Below are 17753 nucleotides of genomic sequence, written 5' to 3'. Positions count from 1 at the left end.
TCTCTTCGCCTGAGACAGCGCTTTCGCAGCCTCGCTGAAGCTCGACAACTCCCACAGGGGATTGCGGTGTCGCCGTTATTTCAATCCCCTGCGGGATCGCAATATACGAAGCGACGCGGCCCAAGTGTGGGAGCTGGCTTGCCTGCGATGCAGACACCTCGGTGTATCGGTGATACCGAGCCGATGCTATCGCAGGCAAGCCAGCTCCCACATTTGTCGGTCATACCGCTCAAGACCTCGCCGGCCCTCAGTCAGCCCCCGCAACAGCCTTTTTCCAACCGGAACAAGCTGTTACTGTACCGATCATAAAGCCCAAGCTGCCTGGATCGGATTCCTGACTTGAAGCGTCCCCTCCTTTTACTAATAAGTCTGGCCTTGAGCTTTGGTGCGAACGCGACGATTACCGAGAGCCACGGTTACACGCAGTTCGGCACGCTCAAGTACCCGGCCAAATTCACCCACTTCGATTGGGTAAACCCTGCAGCGCCGAAAGGCCGGACCTTGCGGGTCATGGCATTTGGCACGTTCGATACGCTCAACCCCTACACCTTCAAGGGCTCCAGCCCGGTTTCCACGCCCAATTTCCTCCAGTACGGCGTCAATGAGCTGAACGAGCCGTTGATGGTCGGCACTGGCCAGTACGCGCCGTCCGGCGATGAACCCACTTCCAGCTATGGGCTGATTGCCCAGTCGGTGGAGTACAGCGAGGACCGCAGCTGGGTGGTGTTCAACCTGCGCCCGGAAGCACGCTTTCACGATGGCAAGCCGATCACCGCGTATGACGTGGCGTTTTCCTATCGCACCCTGCTGACCGAAGGCCACCCGCAGTACCGCACCAACCTGCAGGAAGTGGCGCGGGTCGATATCCTCAACCGGCATCGCATCCGATTTGTGTTCAAGCGCGCCGGCAATCCGCTGCTGATCCTGCGCCTGGGCGAGTTGCCGGTGCTGCCCCAGCACTACTGGAAGAATCGCGACTTCAAGGCCACCACCTTCGAACCCCCTTTGGGCAGCGGGCCGTACCGCATCAGCAAGGTCACTCCAGGGCGGCAGTTGGTGTTCGAGCGGGTCAAGGACTACTGGGGCAAGGACCTGCCGGTCAACCAGGGTTTTTATAACTACGACAAGGTCGAAGTGGAGTTCTACCGCGACAGCGATGTGGCCTTCGAAGCATTCAAGGCCGGTGAGTTCGATATCTATATCGAGCACCAGGCCAAGAACTGGGCGAATGGCTACAACTTCCCGGCGGTGAACCGGGGCGACGTGATCAAGGCACAGATCGCCCACCAGATCCCGACCCAGAGCCAGGGCCTGTTCATGAACACGCGCCGGCCGACCTTCAGCCAGACCAAGGTGCGCGAAGCCCTGGGCATGATGTTCGACTTCGAGTGGACCAACCGCACGCTGTTCAGCGGCGCCTATAAACGTACCCTCAGCTATTACCCCAACAGTGAATTCGCCGCCACCGGGGTGCCCACCGGCCATGAATGGCTGATGCTCTCGCCCTACCGCGACCAGTTGCCGCCCAACCTGTTCACGCAGGCCTTCAGCCTGCCCCAGACCGACGGACGCGGCATCCCCCGCGAAACCATGCGCCGCGCCCTCGCCCTGCTCGGCGACGCCGGCTGGAAGCTGTCGGGGCAACGCCTGCTCGACAAGGACGGGCAACCGCTGCGCTTCGAGATCCTGCTGGTCAACCCGAACCTGGAGCGCATCCTGCAGCCCTACGTCGAGAACCTGATCAGCATCGGCATCGACGCGCGCCTGCGCACGGTTGACCGCGCGCAGTACAAGCAGCGCCTGGACCAGTTCGACTTCGACATGATCCTCATCACCCTCAACCAGACCTTGAGCCCCGGCCTCGAACAATGGCAGTACTTCCACTCCAGCCAGGCCGCCATCAAGGGCAGCAAGAACTACGCAGGCATCAACAACCCCATCGTCGATCACCTGCTGGAACAACTGCTGGCGGCCAAGACCCGCGAAGAACAACTGGCGGCCGGTCGCGCCCTGGACCGGGTGCTGCTGTGGCAGCACTACAGTATTCCCAACTGGTACCTCAACTATCATCGCTTGGCGTACCGCAACCGGTTCGCCTTTGTCACCACGCCGCCCTATAGCCTGGGCCTAAGCGCGTGGTGGCTGAAAGCTTCGGAGAAAGCCCAATGATGTATTTGCGTACTGCCCTGCTTGGCGGCCTGTTGCTGTGCACCGCGGCCCAGGCCGCCCCGCAACATGCGTTGACGCTCTACAACGAACCGCCGAAATACCCCGCCGACTTCAAGCACTTCGACTACGTCAACCCGGACGCGCCCAAGGGCGGCACCTTCCGCGAGTCGAGCATGGGCGGCTTCGACAGCCTCAACCCGTACATCAGCAAGGGCGTGCCCGCCGACAACCTGGGGCTGATCTACGACACCCTGGCCATGCAGAGCCTGGACGAACCGATCACGGAGTACGGGCTGGTCGCCGGCAAGATCGAAAAGGCCCCGGACAACAGTTGGGTGCGCTTCTACCTGCGCCCCGAAGCGCGCTTCCACGACGGCCACCCGATCCGTGCCGAAGACGTGGTGTTCACCTTCCAGACCCTGCTCAAGGAAGGCTCGCCGATCTACCGCACCTACTATGCCGACGTCGACGAAGTGGTCGCCGAGGACCCACTGCGCGTGCTGTTCAAGTTCAAGCGCACCAACAATCGTGAATTGCCACTGATCCTCGGGCAACTGCCGGTATTGCCCAAGCACTGGTGGGCCACGCGTGATTTTGCCAAGGGCAACCTGGAGGTGCCGCTGGGCAGCGGGCCGTACCAGGTCGCCGAGGTCAAGGCCGGGCGCATGATCCGCTACGAGCGGGTCAAGGACTACTGGGCCAAGGACCTGCCGATCACTAAAGGTTTCTACAATTTCGATAACCGCATCACCGACTACTACCGCGACAGCACCGTCTCCCTGGAAGCGTTGAAGGCCGGGCAGTTCGATTACTGGCTGGAGTTCAGTGCCAAGAACTGGGCCAACGCCTACAACATTCCGGCAGTGGCCCAGGGCCGGCTGATCAAGGAAGAAATCCCCAACGGCAACCCCACCGGCATGCAGGGCTTTGTGTTCAATACGCGCAAGCCGATGTTCCAGGATGTGCGCGTGCGCAAGGCGATCAGCCTGTTGCTGGACTTCGAATGGAGCAACAAACAGCTGTTCAACGGCGCCTACACCCGTACCCGCAGTTATTTCGAAAACTCCGAAATGGCCGCCACCGGCCTGCCCGGACCGGATGAGCTGAAGATCCTCGAGCCGCTGCGCGACAAGATCCCCGCCGAGGTCTTCACCCAGGCCTTCGAACCGGCCAAAACCGACGGCAGCGGCATGATCCGCACTCAGCAGCGCGAGGCCTATCAACTGCTGCAGGAAGCCGGCTGGCGCATCGTCGACGACAAGATGGTCGACACCACCGGCAAACCGGTGACCATCGAGTTCCTGCTCGCCCAGACCGAGTTCGAACGCATCCTGCTGCCCTTCAAGCGCAACCTCGCCGACCTGGGCATCGACCTGGTGATCCGCCGGGTCGACGTCTCGCAGTTCGTCAACCGTATTCGCTCGCGGGACTTCGACATGCTGGTCGGCAGTTTCCCGCAGTCCACCTCACCGGGTAACGAGCAGCGCGAATTCTGGTCGTCGTCCAGCGCCGACAAGCCCGGCAGCCGCAACTACATGGGGCTCAAGGACCCGGCCGTCGACCAACTGGTGGAAGAGCTGATCGACGCCGACTCGCGCCAAAGCCTGGTGGCCCACGCCAAGGCCCTGGACCGTGTGCTGCAGTTCGGTTACTACGTGATCCCCAACTGGCACATCAAGACCTACCGCGTGGCGTACTGGGACCACCTCGGCCACCCGAAGGTCTCACCGCGCTATGACGTCGGCACTGCCACCTGGTGGGCCAAGCCCGATGCCAAGCCGGCGGTAACCGTGGACACCACCCAGACCGCCGATCCGGCGAGCGGAGGCGATTGAATGCTGGCCTATATTATTCGCCGCCTGTTACTGATCATCCCCACGCTGTTCGGCATCCTGCTGATCAACTTTGTGATCATCCAGGCCGCGCCCGGTGGGCCGGTCGAGCAGATGATCGCCAAGCTCGAAGGCTTTGAAGGCGCCACCAGCCGCATCGCCGGCGGCGGTGCCGAAGTCGCGGTGGCCGGCTCCAGCTACCGTGGCGCCCAGGGCCTGGACCCGGCGCTGATCAAGGAAATCGAGAAGATGTACGGCTTCGACAAGTCGGCGCCGGAACGCCTGTGGATCATGGTCAAGAACTACGCCACGCTGGATTTCGGCGACAGCTTCTTCCGCGACGCCAAGGTCATCGACCTGATCAAGGAAAAGATGCCGGTGTCCATTTCCCTCGGGCTGTGGAGCACGCTGATCATGTACCTGGTGTCGATCCCGCTGGGGATCGCCAAGGCCACGCGACACGGCAGCCACTTTGATGTGTGGACCAGCTCGGCGATCATCGTCGGCTACGCGATCCCGGCGTTCCTGTTTGCGATCCTGTTGATCGTGGTGTTTGCCGGCGGCAGTTATTTCGACTGGTTCCCGTTGCGCGGGCTGACGTCCAACAACTTCGACGAGCTGAGTTGGGGCGGCAAGATTCTCGACTACTTCTGGCACTTGGCGCTGCCGATCACCGCGCTGGTGATCGGTAACTTCGCCACCATGACCCTGCTGACCAAGAACAGCTTTCTTGACGAGATCAACAAGCAGTACGTGGTCACCGCCAAGGCCAAGGGATTGACCAACCGCCGCGTGCTCTACGGCCACGTGTTCCGCAATGCAATGTTGCTGGTGATCGCGGGCTTCCCCTCGGCGTTCATCGGCATCTTCTTCACCGGCTCCTTGCTGGTCGAAGTGATCTTCTCCCTCGACGGCCTCGGCCTGATGAGCTTTGAAGCGGCCATCAACCGCGACTACCCGGTGGTGTTCGGCACGCTGTTTATCTTCACCCTGCTGGGGCTGATCGTGAAACTGATCGGCGACCTCACCTACACCCTGGTCGATCCACGCATCGACTTCGCCAGCCGGGAGCATTGAGATGAATCTATCCCCCCTCAATCGCCGCCGGTTCGAGCGGTTCAAGGCCAACAAGCGCGGCTGGTGGTCGCTGTGGCTGTTCCTGATCCTGTTTGTGCTGAGCCTGGGCGCGGAGTTGATCGCCAACGACAAGCCGCTGGCCGTGCACTTCGATGGCGACTGGTATTTCCCGGCGCTCAAGCGCTACCCGGAGACCACCTTCGGCGGCGAATTCCCGCTGGAAGCCAACTACAAGAGCCCGTATATCCAGGAATTGCTCAAGGCCAAGGATGCCTGGACTTTGTGGGCGCCTATCCCGTTCAGCTACCAGAGCATCAACTACGACCTCAAAGTACCGGCCCCGGCGCCACCGTCCGCGGTGAACCTGCTGGGTACCGATGACCAGGGCCGTGACGTGCTCGCGCGTGTGATCTATGGCTTTCGTGTGTCGGTACTGTTCGCCCTGACGCTGACCGTGCTCAGCTCGATCATCGGTGTGATCGCCGGCGCCCTGCAGGGCTTCTATGGCGGCTGGGTCGACCTGGCCGGGCAGCGCTTCCTGGAAATCTGGTCCGGGTTGCCGGTGCTGTATCTGCTGATCATCCTCGCCAGCTTCGTGCAGCCCAACTTCTGGTGGCTGCTGGGGATCATGCTGCTGTTTTCCTGGATGAGCCTGGTGGACGTGGTGCGCGCCGAGTTCCTGCGGGGGCGCAACCTGGAATACGTACGCGCGGCCCGGGCACTGGGCATGCAGAACGGCGCGATCATGTTCCGCCACATCCTGCCCAATGCCATGGTCTCGACCATGACCTTCATGCCGTTCATTCTCACCGGCGCCATCGGCACCCTCACCGCCCTGGACTTCCTCGGCTTCGGCTTGCCGGCGGGCTCACCGTCGCTGGGTGAACTGGTGGCCCAGGGCAAATCCAACCTGCAGGCGCCGTGGCTGGGCATGAGCGCGTTTGCCGTGCTGGCGATCATGTTGAGTCTGCTGGTGTTTATCGGCGAGTCCGCTCGCGATGCCTTCGACCCGAGGAAATGAGATGAATCAGGACAATCTGATCGAAATCCGCGACCTCTCTGTCGAGTTCGTCACCGGCGAGCATCACCACCGAGTGGTGAACAACGTCAGCTTCGACATCAAGCGCGGCGAAACCCTGGCGCTGGTCGGCGAAAGCGGCTCCGGCAAATCGGTGACCGCCCACTCGATCCTGCGCCTGCTGCCCTACCCGTTGGCTCGGCATCCGTCGGGCACCATCGAGTACGCCGGGCAAGACCTGTTGACGCTCAAGGAAAAAACCCTGCGGCACATTCGCGGCAACCGCATCGCGATGATCTTCCAGGAGCCGATGACCTCGCTGAACCCGCTGCACAACATCGAGAAGCAGATCAACGAGGTACTCGGCCTGCACAAAGGCCTCACCGGCAAGGTCGCGACCCAGCGCACCCTGGAACTGCTGGAACTGGTGGGCATCCCCGAGCCGCACAAGCGCCTCAAGGCCCTGCCCCATGAGTTGTCTGGCGGCCAGCGCCAGCGGGTGATGATCGCCATGGCACTGGCCAACGAGCCGGAGTTGTTGATCGCCGACGAGCCGACCACCGCCCTCGACGTCACCGTGCAGTTGAAGATCCTGGAGTTGCTCAAGGAGCTGCAGGCACGCCTGGGCATGGCCTTGCTGCTGATCAGCCACGACCTCAACCTGGTGCGGCGCATCGCCCATCGGGTGTGCGTGATGCAACAGGGCTGCATCGTTGAACAGGCCGATTGCGAGACGCTGTTCCAGGCGCCGCAGCACCCCTACACCCAGGAGCTGCTGGCAGCCGAGCCCAGCGGCGGGCCGGCCAGCAACGCTATCGGTCCGCCGTTGCTGGAGGTCGATGACCTCAAGGTGTGGTTCCCGATCAAGAAAGGCTTTTTGCGCACCACCGTCGATTACGTCAAGGCGGTGGACGGCATCAACTTCAGCCTGCCGCAGGGGCAGACGCTGGGCATCGTCGGTGAAAGCGGCTCGGGTAAATCCACCCTGGGCCTGGCCATCTTGCGCTTGATCGCCAGCAAGGGCGGAATCCGCTTTGAAGGCCAGCAATTGGACACGCTCAGCCAGCAACAGGTACGCCCGTTGCGCCGCGAAATGCAGGTGGTGTTCCAGGACCCGTTCGGCAGCCTCAGCCCACGCATGTGCGTGAGCGAGATCGTCGGCGAAGGCCTGCGCATCCACAAGATGGGCACACCGGCCGAGCAGGAAGCGGCGATCATCGCCGCGCTCAAAGAGGTCGGCCTCGACCCGGCGTCGCGCAATCGCTACCCCCACGAGTTCTCCGGGGGCCAGCGTCAACGCATCGCCATCGCCCGCGCGCTGGTGCTCAAGCCACGCCTGATCCTGCTCGACGAACCCACCTCGGCGCTGGACCGCACCGTACAGCGCCAAGTGGTGGAATTGCTGCGCAGCCTGCAGGCCAAGTACAACCTGACTTACCTGTTCATCAGCCATGACCTGTCGGTGGTGAAGGCGCTGAGCCACCAGTTGATGGTGGTCAACCAGGGGCAGGTGGTGGAACAAGGCGACGCCCAGGCGATTTTCGCCGACCCGCAGCACGCCTACACCCGGCAGTTGCTGGAGGCTGCCTTCCTGGTACCGGCCTGACGCACTGCACTCCCAGGTGGGAGCCCGCTCCCACCTGGAAGCAAACCAATATCATTTGCGCACCTTCCCGCCCTTTGCTTTAATCGCGACCAATTCTTATTTACGCCAATTCTTTTGCGCTGGATGGATATTGTGTCGACCTCTTTCACCCACCTCTACGGTTCCCACCACAGCTGGTTGCTTGGCCTGTTGCGCCGACGCCTGAACGATCGCTGGGATGCCGCTGACCTGGCTCACGACACCTTTATCCGCATCCTCAGCCGGCCCCCCGCCGAGACCGATCACGTGCGCCAGCGCTCTTACCTGGCCACCATTGCCCGCGGGTTGTGCATCGACCATTGGCGTCGTCGCCAGCTGGAGAAAGCCTGGCTCGACAGCCTGGCGCTGGGCCCGGAGGCGACGCAGCCATCGCCGGAACAGCGCGCCATCATCGTCGAGACCCTCTACGAAGTGGATGCCATGCTCGCCCGCCTGCCGAAAAAGGTCAGCCAAGCCTTCCTGCTCGCGCAACTGCATGGCCTGACCTACAAACAGATCGCGCAACAGTTGGGCGTGTGCGAGCGCATGGTCAAGAAGTACATGGCCCAGGCCTTGCTGCATTGCGCGATCCTCGAAGCCGAGCTCGACGGGATGCTGGTGCAATGAGCCGCACCGGCAAACTCAGCCACGCGAGCCTGGAACAGGCCGCGCAGTGGTACGTGCGCCTGCAGGACCCGAGCGGCGCCCAGGAGCAGCAACGCTGGCAATCCTGGTTGATGCAGAACCCCGAGCACCTGGCGGCCTGGCACTATGTGGAGCGCGTCAGCCAGCGCTTCGCACCGTTGATGGAGCATTCCCAGGGCGCCGGCCGTGCACTGCGCAGTTCACGGCGCCAGACCCTCAAGACCTTGCTGGTGCTGTGCGCCGGTTCGACGCTGGCCTGGGGCACCTGGCGCAACACCGCCCTGCCCCGGCTGGTGGGCGGCTGGAGCGCCGACTACGCCACTGCCAGCGGCGAAACCCGCGACGCCTTGCTGGCCGATGGCAGCCATGTATGGCTTAACGCCCTGAGCGCGCTGGATGTGCGCTTCGATACGACGCAACGCTTGCTGCGCCTGCGCTTTGGCGAAGTGCTGATCGACACGGCCAAGGACGCCAGCCGCCCATTCCTGGTGGACACCGAATACGGCCGGCTGCAGGCGCTGGGCACCCGCTTCAGCGTGCTGCAGGGCGACGAGCATACCCAACTCAACGTGTTCGAAGGCCGGGTGCAGGTCAGCACCCTCAACCAGCAGGTGCGCATCATCGAGGCAGGCCAGCAGGTCAGGTTCACCCGCAACGGTTTCGACCCGACCGCCCCGGCCTCTCCCGCCCGTGAGGCCTGGAGCCGTGGCGTGCTGTTGGCCGACAACCTGGCGCTGGGCGAGCTGGTCGCCGAGCTCAACCGTTATCGTCCCGGCCACCTGGGTTGCGACCCGGCCGTGGCGCAGTTGCCGGTAATGGGTTCATTCCCGCTCAAGGACAGCGACCACGCCCTGCGCCTGCTGCAAGCCGCGTTGCCGATTCGCGTCGACCGGTTGCTGCCGTGGTGGGTCACCGTCAGCCCCCAGTGAAAAAATCTTCAACCGCCAGTGCCCTTTTTCAAAACTCGTTCGGTTAACCCTGCAGACGCTTTCAATTCGCCGATCGATTTGATCCAAAGGGAAACATTCATGCCGCAACCTGCTCGCTTCGCGCTGCGCCCACTGGCGTTGGCCACCTCGCTGTTTTGCCTCGGCGCACCGACGCTGCACGCCGCCGAAACACCATCGACCCAGGAAGCCGCGCGCAGCTACCGTATTGCCGCCGGCTCCCTGGTCAATGTGCTGAACAGCTTTGCCGAGCAGTCGGGTATTTTCATCGCCGGGCACAACAGCCTCGCCGCAGGTAAAACCAGCCCAGGCCTGAATGGCAACTACACCGCGGCCAGCGGCTTGCAGCGCCTGTTGCAGGGCAGCGGCCTGCAAGCCCTGCCCCAAGGCAACAACGGCTACGTACTCGAACCGGTCCCGGCCAACACCGGCGCCCTGGAGCTTGGTGCTACCACCATTTCCGGCCAGGACCTGGGCGCCACCACCGAAGACACCCACGCCTACACCACAGGCTCCATGGCGTCGGCCACCGGCCTGCCGCTGTCGATGCGCGAAACCCCGCAGTCGGTCACCGTGATCACCCGCCAGCAGATGGACGACCAGGGTTCCAACAACATCGCCGACACCCTGCGCCGCGCCCCGGGCGTCAGTGTGCAGAACTACGACAGCGAGCGCTGGGAGTTCTCCAGCCGGGGCTTGCCGATCACCAATTTCCAGTACGACGGCGTCAACTCCACCTATGACGGCGTGTACGACTACGGCACCACCAGTACCGACATGGCGGTGTACGACCACCTGGAAATCATCAAGGGGTCGGCGGGCCTGTTGAGCGGCTCCGGCGACCCCTCGGCCACCGTCAACCTGATCCGCAAAAAACCTACCCGCGACTTCAAGGCGTCGGTCACCCAGACCTTCGGTTCCTGGGACAATTACCGCACCGAAGGCGATATCTCCGGCCCCCTGACCGAGTCTGGCAATGTGCGCGGGCGCTTTGTCGGCGTGTACCAGGATCGCCAGTCGTACCTGGACCACTACCAGAACACCAAGGACATCGCCTACGGCATCCTCGAAGCGGATCTCACCCCCGACACCCTGCTGACCTTCGGCATCGACCAGCAGGACACCCGCTCGCGCGGCGCCAGCTGGACCGGTTTCCCGATGTACTTCAGCGACGGCTCGCGCACGAACTTCTCGCGATCGTTCAACCCGGCCGCCGACTGGAGCCGTCGCGACTTCCAGAACCAGACGATCTTCGCCTCGGTGCAGCAGAAGCTCGCCTATGACTGGTCGCTCAAAGTCAGCCTCGACCGCAAGCGCAGCCAGCACGACACCCTGCTCGCCTCCGCGAGTGGCGGCAACCCCGATCCGGTCAGCGGCGAGGGCATGTACATGTTCATGGGCAAGTACAAGGGCGACCAGGTGCAGAACACCCTGGACGTCAACCTCAGCGGGCCGTTCAGCCTGTTCGGCCGCGAGCACGAATTGATCATGGGCTTCATGGCCACCCGCTCGAAACAGGACGTGCCGGTATACGGTTCGATCTACCCACCGGTGGGCGGCAGCATCTTTGACTGGCACGGCGAATACCCCAAGCCCGACATCCCACGCAGCGGCCAGAACGATATCGTGCAACGCCAGACCGGCGCCTACCTCGCCACTCGCCTGAAACCGACCGATGACCTGGCGGTGATCCTCGGCGCGCGCGTGAGCAATTTCAGCGGCACCGACACCACCGATTTCTTTGACCCCGCCCAGGCCGACAACCGCGCCACCTACCACCAGAGTGGCGTGGTCACGCCCTATGCCGGGGTCGTCTATGACCTGAACGACACCTGGTCGGTCTACACCAGCTATACCCAGATCTATCGCCCGCAAACCAGCAAGGATGCCGACCGCAAGCTGCTCGACCCGGTCGAAGGCCAGACCTATGAAGCGGGGCTCAAGGCAGCGTTCTACGGCGGCCGCCTGAATGCCAGCTTTGCCGCATTCCGCATCGAACAGGACAACGTGGCCGAGTACGTCTCGGGCTTCGAGAGCGACTCGATCTACCGCCCCATCGCCGGCGCCACCACCAAAGGCTTCGAAGCCGAGCTGTCGGGCGAAGTGCTCGACGGCTGGAATATCTCCGCCGGCTACACCTACCAGCACACCCGCGATGCCAATGACGGCTACGTCTACAGCTCGGTGCTGCAGACCACCACGCCGCAACAAGTCGTACGGCTGTTCAGCGCCTATCGCCTGCCGGGCGCCCTGGACAACATCACCGTGGGCGGCGGTGTGAACTGGCAGAGTGAGTTCTTCGGCAAGGTGTTCCAGCCGGACCCGAATGACACGGTCAACTTCGGCCACGATTCGCGCATCACGCAGGACAGCTACTACCTGGTCGACCTGATGGCACGCTATCGCTTCAACGACCACCTGAGCACCACGCTGAACGTGAAGAACCTCTTCGACAAGAAGTACTACACGGGCCTGGGCAACTTCGGCACCGGTTTCTATGGCGAACCGCGCAGCCTGCAGCTGGCGACCAAGTGGGATTTCTAGGCTGACGCCCCGGGCGGTCTGTGCAATCATCCCCTTCACTCGCTCAAGGGATGGAACTGCCGCCATGTCGCTGGACAGCCTTGCTCACCCTTCGCACTCGCCGCGCTTCTGGCGCGACGAGCGCTTGCCGTTCATCGAAGCGCGCACCATCGCCGATGGGCGCAAGGTCACCTACACGCGCCATGCCCACGAGCACTTCTCCATCGGGGTGGTCACCACGGGGCGCAGTTATTACCACTACGGTGCAGAGACGTTCGAGATCAGCGCCGGCACGGTGGTGTTGATGAACCCCGGCGATGTGCACGCCTGCAATCCCATCGACAACGAGCGATGGTCCTACAAGATGCTGTACATCGACACGCCCTGGCTGACCGACCTGCAGTACCAACTGGGGTTCAGCACCGACCAGGGTTACCGGCCATTCAATACGCCCTACACGCGCGACCCGGTGCTGTACGAGGGCTTGCTGGAGCTGTACCGGATGCTGGTGGATGAGCAGGCCGAACACCTGCAAAAGCAAAGCGCGCTGGTGAGTTATTTCAGCGAAGTGCAGCAACGCCTGAACCCTTCACCCGCCCCGATGCGCGAGGTCAACCACAAGCTGGAACGGGCCGCCGACTACATCCGCGAACACTGCACCCAGGCCCTGAAGCTGGAAGATATCTGCCTGGCCGCCGAGCTGTCGCCGTCGTACCTGATCCGCGCCTTCAAACAGTATTACGGGCTGACCCCGCATGCCTTCCTGGTCAACCGGCGCATCCAGTTTGCACGCACCCAACTGCGCAACGGCAAGCTGATCGCCGATGTCGCCCTGGCCGCAGGCTTTGCCGACCAGGCGCATTTCCAGCGCGCCTTCAAGCAGCATTTCGCGGCCACGCCGGGGCAGTACCGCGACGTCCTCAAGCCATCAGCAAATAACCCACACTGGCCACCAGCAACGCGGCCATCGAGCGGTTGAATACACGCACACCCTGGGGGTTGCCCAGGTAGCGGCGCAGGAACGTGCCGGCATAGGCCCAGCACGCCACCGACAGGTAGCAGATCACCAGGTAAAGGCCGGCAAACAGCCAGACCTGCCGAGCATCGCCGTCCGCCACAAACAGGCCCATGCCCGCCACGCAGGCCAGCCAGGCCTTGGGGTTGAGCCATTGCATGATCGCGCCGTAGAGCATCGACGGCGCCGTCGCGCTGCCGTCCGCGTCCAGGCGGCCATCGTCCACCGCGAGTTTCCAGGCCATGTAGAGCAAGAAGGCCACCCCGCCCCACTGGATCAACTGCGTCAGGAGCGGCCAGCGCACCAGCACTTCATGCAGCCCCAGGCCAATCAACACCAGCAACAAGGTGAAGCCGACGGCGGCGCCAAACACGTGTTTCTGGCTGGCGACAAAACCGAAGCGCGCGCCTGAACTCAGGGCCACCACATTGACCGGTCCGGGTGTGATCGAGGTGGCCAGTGCGAAGGCGGCCATGGAAATGATCAAGCTCATTGCAGTTCCTTTTTATTCGGGCAGATGACGATGGAGCCACGTTAAAGGGCAAGGCACGCGGGGTATTGAACAAAATGACCCTTGTCGAAGTATTTTGTGTGCGCCCCTGGAGTCGGCCTCGCACCGCTCACGGCATGGGACAGACAACGGCGGTGAAACCGTTCTGGCCCGGGCGCTTTAGACGCTTTTATTCCATTGATATAACTGCATTTTTTTCTTTCAGAATGCCGATCTCAATAGGCAAAAATGCGTATTTCCCACGCCTGGGCCGGTGCTAGAGTTCAGCGCCTACTCACTGCAATCAAAGGAATCGCCATGTCACGTCGCCTGCTGGCAACTGCCTGCCTGTTGCTGTCTTTCTCTGCGGTCCAGGCCGCTGAACGCTGGGAAACCCTGCCGCCGACGCCTGCCCCGGTGGCCGGCGCCAAAACCGGCTACGCCGCCGTCAACGGCATCAAGGTCTACTACACCCGCACCGGGCATGGATCGCCGGTGGTGCTGCTGCACGGTGGGCTGTCCAACTCCGATTACTGGGGCAACCAGGTCAAGGCGCTGGCGGCCAAGCACACGGTGATCAGCCTCGACAGCCGTGGCCACGGGCGCAGCTCGCGGGACGATAAACCCTACGGCTACGACCTGATGGCCGATGACGTGGTGGCCGTGCTCGACAGCCTGAAGATCCCGCGTGCCGATATTGTCGGCTGGAGCGACGGCGCCATCATCGGCATCGACCTGGCCCTGCGTCACCCGGACCGGATCGGCAAGGTGTTCGCGTTCGCCGCCAACACCCAGACCGCCGGGGTCAAGGACGGCGTAGAGAAAAACCCGACCTTCGCCGCCTTCATCGAACGCGCCGGCAAGGAGTACGCCAAGCTGTCGCCGACGCCTAAAGAGTACGATGCATTCGTCGAGCAGATCAGCCATATGTGGGCCAGCCAACCGAACTGGACCGACGCCCAGCTGGCGAGCATCAAGACGCCAATCCTGATTGCCGACGGCGACCATGACGAAGCGATCAAGCGCGAGCACACCGAGTACATGGCGGCCACCATCCCAGGGGCCGGCCTGCTGATCCTGCCGAACACCAGCCACTTTGCCTTCCTGCAGGACCCGGCGTTGTTCAATGCAGCGCTGCTGGGCTTCCTCGATAGCAAATAGACCCTGCCCCCTGTCGGCGCGCACTCACTGCGCGCCCACAGATCACATAGACCGCAATCGCGCCTAGCTGACCTGCGTGACGATATCGTCGAGGCCCAGCACCCGGCCATCCTCGGCCAGGATCTCGACCTTGCGCAGCGGCTTGAGCGAGCGCGCATCCAGCACGCGCGCGCCGGCCTGTTCGGGTTGCGTGTGCGCCTCCCCCCACTGCGCCAGCGTCACCAGCACCGGCATCAGCGCGCGGCCCTTGTCGGTCAGCTGATATTCACTGCGCGCACCGACTTCGCTGGTTTGCAGCAGGCCCTGCTCGACCATGTCCTTGAGGCGCGTGGCAAGGATGTTTTTAGCCACGCCCAGGTGCTTCTGGAAATCACCGAAGCGCGTCACGCCGGCGAATGCATCGCGGATGATCAACAGCGTCCACCAGTCGCCCACCACGTCCAGGGCACGGGCAACGGGGCAGCCATCGCCTTCCAGGCATTTGCGTTTCATCGTCGGGCCTCCCGGCATTGAAAAATCTGGTTGCATTATAGGACCTACAGCCTCAGGATAAAAACGGTTTCATCATTAAACCTAATTCGCAGCCTGGAGTTCATCATGGATATTCGTGGAAAAGTGGTATTGGTCAGCGGCGCCAATCGCGGCCTGGGTAAAGCCTTCGTCACCGCCCTGCTGGCAGCCGGCGCCGCCAAGGTCTACGCCGGTGCGCGGGATCCGCGCAGTGTGGACATTCCCGGCAGCACCCCGATTGCCCTCGACATCACCGACGCGGCCAGCGTGCAGCACGCCGCCGAGCAGTGCGCGGACGTCAGTGTGGTGATCAACAATGCGGGCTTCCTGAAGTACGGTTCGTTGCTGGCCGAAGACAGTGTCGAAAACCTGCAACAGCACTTTGACGTGAACACCTTCGGCACCCTGCGCCTGAGCCGTGCCTTTGCGCCGATCCTGGCCAAACAGGGCGGCGGCGCGCTGATCAATATCCTCTCGGTGCTGAGCTGGCTGAGCCCGCCGGGCGCCGGTGGCTACAGCACTTCGAAATCCGCCCAGTGGGGGCTGACCAACGGCCTGCGCGGCGAGTTGCGCGAGCAGAACACCCTGGTGATCGGCGTGCACCCGGCCTACATCGACACCGACATGGTCGCTGATGTGCAGGCGCCTAAAAGCACGCCCCAGGAAGTGGTCGCCCTCACCCTGCAAGCCCTGGGCGAGGACCGCGAAGAAGTGTTGATCACCGACATGACCCACGCGGTGAAGGCGTCGCTGTCCACCGACAGCCCGGTCTACCTCAACCGCTGACCAGCGAAAAATGCGCGCCGACCCCGGCGCGCACACCCTCGGCCACGGCCAGCACCACGGAGCCGGCGGCGAGGGACGCGTCACGTTGCGCAGGCTGCATGTGCTGATCCATATGGGCCGCCATGAAGAACGCGGCGCTCACCGACGCCTTCGAACAAGCCCAGGCGCTGTTGTTGAAGCGCCTCGGCAAGGTCACCCTGGCGCAGTTGGCCGAGGATTTTGATGAGCATCATCGCGTGGCGATGCGGCCCTAGCGCTGGGCCGGAATGCGGATTTCACCCTCGCGGCACTGGCTTTTGACACTGCGCGGACAGCCGGCGAAGGCCAGGTCCTTGGTCAGGCACACCCGCACCTCCGACAGCACCTTGCCTTTGCAGATGACCGCCACACCGTGATTGCCCATGCGCGGGTTGCTCTGGCGAAACAGCGCCTCGATCTCGCGAGCCGGCAACGACGGCGGTGTGTTGAACGGCTGCAATTGGTGTGGAATGGCAACCACGCCCAACGCCGCGTCGGTTTTTTCCAGGTACGCCAGCGGTTCAAGCCCGCTGCAGGTGCCATGCTTGGCCCATTCGTGCTTGAGCAGCGCACGCGTCGGGAACAACGTCGCGCCCTTGTCCATTGCTTCCCGGCTCAGGTACGACTGCGGCGCACAGCTCGCCGGCCACCCTCCTCGCGCGTATTGCGGCCACAGGCCGTGCAGCACAAACCCATAGCCCTTGCCCGAGCACTGTTCGTTGTCCGGGTGCGTCAGGCAAAACGTCGGCGACCACGACAACGACAGCACATAGAAATCAAACTCCCCCGGCGTGCCCTGTTCACGCGGGGCTGCCACTGCGCCGGTCGCCAGCACCAGCCACACCACCATCCAGTATTTCATCGGCCTGTTCCTTGAAAAAACCTTTTTTTATCGCGACTACCCAGGATGGTGGGGGTTGCGTAATAGCACCTTGTCGAGAATCCGATCCGTCTTCAACGCCTCGATGGCCAGCGAAGGATGCTCGGCCTCGCCGCGAATGTGTGCATTCATCGCCAGCACGTGGTGCCACTGGATATGCGCGTGGCACGGTACTTCGAGCACTTCCTGGGTCTCGGCTTCCAGGCGCAGCGGCTGGTCTTCGAACACCGAGAACTGAATGCGACCACGGCTGCCGATCAGCTCGACGCGGTCTTCCTTGCGGTCCGCGACGAAGTTCCAGCAGCCCATGCCCAGGGCGCCCGAGCCAAAGGTCCAGCAGGCCGTCACTGCATCTTCCGCCGCATAGCGCCCGGCCTGGCGCGCGGTAAAGCCCGAGACCTCGACGATATCCCCGGCCAGGTACTGGAACAGGTCAAAGCCGTGACTGGCCAGGTCGGCAAAGTAACCGCCACCGGCAATCAGTGGGTCGGTGCGCCAGTTGGCGGCGCTGGCGTCGTCGGCCCCCGGAGGCTTGCACAAGGTCCAGGTCAGGTGGCGCAGTTGGCCGATGCGTCCCGCCTGCAGCCACTCGCGTACCTGCTGGAAGCGCGGCAGCGAGCGACGATAGTAGGAGACAAACAGGTGCAGCCCGGCCCGTTCGAACGTGCGCTGCATCAACGCGCTCTGCTCGGCATTCAGCGACATGGGCTTCTCGACACAGCAATGCTTGCCGGCCGCCGCCACCATCAGGCTGTACTCGAGGTGGCTGTCGGGCGGTGTGGCGATATACACCGCGTCCACTTCAGGGTCGTCGATCAGTGCCTGGGCGTCGGTATAGAAACGGGCAATGCCATGGCGCGCCGCATAATCGCGCACGGCTGCCTCGCGGCGCCCCATCACGGCGACCAGCGCCGAACCTGGCGCTTTATAGAAGGCGGGTCCACTCTTCAGTTCAGTGACACTGCCACAGCCGATCATGCCCCAACGTACGGTGTTCATCTGTTGTCCTCGTCCGTTTTCATCAATCAGGCAGTATCCACATCCCCAACCCGGTACGC

15 protein-coding genes and 2 pseudogenes are annotated in these 17753 nt (G+C 63.0%); 12 read left to right on the top strand and 5 right to left on the bottom strand.

The window, feature by feature from the left end; genetic code table 11:
* Positions 1-339 precede the first annotated feature (339 nt).
* The 9 genes from AC07SI_RS16675 to AC07SI_RS16635 all read left to right on the top strand — a co-directional run bounded on the left by AC07SI_RS16675 (position 340) and on the right by AC07SI_RS16635 (position 12814).
* Complete coding sequence (locus tag AC07SI_RS16675; RefSeq protein ID WP_495006113.1) at positions 340-2169, top strand: extracellular solute-binding protein; 1830 nt, start codon at positions 340-342, stop codon at positions 2167-2169.
* Positions 2166-4004, top strand: coding sequence for an extracellular solute-binding protein (locus AC07SI_RS16670; protein WP_065906394.1), 1839 nt, complete (start codon positions 2166-2168; stop codon positions 4002-4004). The genes AC07SI_RS16675 and AC07SI_RS16670 overlap by 4 nt, the downstream gene beginning before the upstream one ends.
* Entirely contained in the window at positions 4005-5078 is a 1074-nt protein-coding gene (locus AC07SI_RS16665) for a microcin C ABC transporter permease YejB (RefSeq protein ID WP_065906392.1), read from the top strand. It abuts the gene before it with no gap.
* A gap of 1 nt (position 5079) precedes the next feature.
* Positions 5080-6099 carry an ABC transporter permease gene (locus AC07SI_RS16660; RefSeq protein ID WP_065906391.1) on the top strand — a complete coding sequence of 340 codons (1020 nt, stop codon included), beginning with the start codon at positions 5080-5082 and terminating at the stop codon, positions 6097-6099.
* Between the two features lies 1 nt (position 6100).
* Positions 6101-7702: an ABC transporter ATP-binding protein gene (locus tag AC07SI_RS16655; protein ID WP_495006112.1), complete on the top strand. Its 1602-nt coding sequence runs from the start codon at positions 6101-6103 to the stop codon at positions 7700-7702.
* Between the two features lie 123 nt (positions 7703-7825).
* Positions 7826-8347 carry a sigma-70 family RNA polymerase sigma factor gene (locus AC07SI_RS16650; RefSeq protein ID WP_495006111.1) on the top strand — a complete coding sequence of 174 codons (522 nt, stop codon included), beginning with the start codon at positions 7826-7828 and terminating at the stop codon, positions 8345-8347.
* The gene (locus AC07SI_RS16645) at positions 8344-9294 is read left to right on the top strand and encodes a FecR domain-containing protein (protein WP_495006110.1); all 951 of its coding nucleotides are present in this window, start codon (positions 8344-8346) and stop codon (positions 9292-9294) included. The genes AC07SI_RS16650 and AC07SI_RS16645 overlap by 4 nt, the downstream gene beginning before the upstream one ends.
* Before the next feature lie 99 nt (positions 9295-9393).
* Positions 9394-11856: a TonB-dependent siderophore receptor gene (locus tag AC07SI_RS16640; RefSeq protein WP_495006109.1), complete on the top strand. Its 2463-nt coding sequence runs from the start codon at positions 9394-9396 to the stop codon at positions 11854-11856.
* Positions 11857-11920: 64 nt separating this feature from the next.
* Positions 11921-12814, top strand: a complete 894-nt coding sequence (locus AC07SI_RS16635; RefSeq protein ID WP_120448354.1) for an AraC family transcriptional regulator — start codon at positions 11921-11923, stop codon at positions 12812-12814.
* Here AC07SI_RS16635 and AC07SI_RS16630 read toward each other — a convergent pair.
* A complete protein-coding gene (locus AC07SI_RS16630; protein WP_106804195.1) occupies positions 12756-13343 on the bottom strand; it encodes a LysE family translocator in 588 nt (195 codons plus the stop codon). The genes AC07SI_RS16635 and AC07SI_RS16630 overlap by 59 nt on opposite strands.
* 315 nt (positions 13344-13658) lie before the next feature.
* Here AC07SI_RS16630 and AC07SI_RS16625 point away from each other — a divergent pair, with 315 nt between their 5' ends.
* A complete protein-coding gene (locus AC07SI_RS16625; RefSeq protein ID WP_065906377.1) occupies positions 13659-14501 on the top strand; it encodes an alpha/beta fold hydrolase in 843 nt (280 codons plus the stop codon).
* Positions 14502-14564: 63 nt separating this feature from the next.
* On the opposite strand, the gene AC07SI_RS16620 is transcribed toward AC07SI_RS16625, so the two are convergent.
* On the bottom strand, positions 14565-14993 hold the full coding sequence (locus tag AC07SI_RS16620) for a winged helix-turn-helix transcriptional regulator (protein ID WP_065906375.1): 429 nt from the start codon (positions 14991-14993) through the stop codon (positions 14565-14567).
* 105 nt (positions 14994-15098) lie between these two features.
* Between AC07SI_RS16620 and AC07SI_RS16615 the strand changes: the two genes are divergently transcribed.
* Positions 15099-15797: an SDR family oxidoreductase gene (locus AC07SI_RS16615; RefSeq protein ID WP_120448352.1), complete on the top strand. Its 699-nt coding sequence runs from the start codon at positions 15099-15101 to the stop codon at positions 15795-15797.
* Here the strand turns inward: AC07SI_RS16615 and AC07SI_RS16610 are convergent.
* Positions 15787-15879, bottom strand: a pseudogene (locus tag AC07SI_RS16610) (thioredoxin reductase); the annotation flags it as partial. The gene AC07SI_RS16615 and the pseudogene AC07SI_RS16610 sit on opposite strands and share 11 nt — an antisense overlap.
* A 46-nt stretch (positions 15880-15925) precedes the next feature.
* Between AC07SI_RS16610 and AC07SI_RS16605 the strand changes: the two are divergent.
* Positions 15926-16051 (top strand): annotated as a pseudogene (locus AC07SI_RS16605) (transcriptional regulator); the annotation flags it as partial.
* On the opposite strand, the gene AC07SI_RS16600 reads toward AC07SI_RS16605, so the two are convergent.
* Positions 16048-16677 (bottom strand): ribonuclease T2 family protein, encoded by a 630-nt coding sequence (locus AC07SI_RS16600; protein ID WP_065906371.1) that lies wholly within the window; start codon positions 16675-16677, stop codon positions 16048-16050. The pseudogene AC07SI_RS16605 and the gene AC07SI_RS16600 sit on opposite strands and share 4 nt — an antisense overlap.
* 36 nt (positions 16678-16713) lie before the next feature.
* Positions 16714-17694, bottom strand: coding sequence for a Gfo/Idh/MocA family protein (locus AC07SI_RS16595; RefSeq protein WP_065906370.1), 981 nt, complete (start codon positions 17692-17694; stop codon positions 16714-16716).
* Positions 17695-17753 lie beyond the last annotated feature (59 nt).

Source organism: Pseudomonas sp. GW821-FHT05D12 (assembly GCF_059419825.1).
The sequence above is the reverse complement of the archived record's forward strand: the minus strand, read 5'-3'. Positions and strand labels throughout refer to the sequence as shown.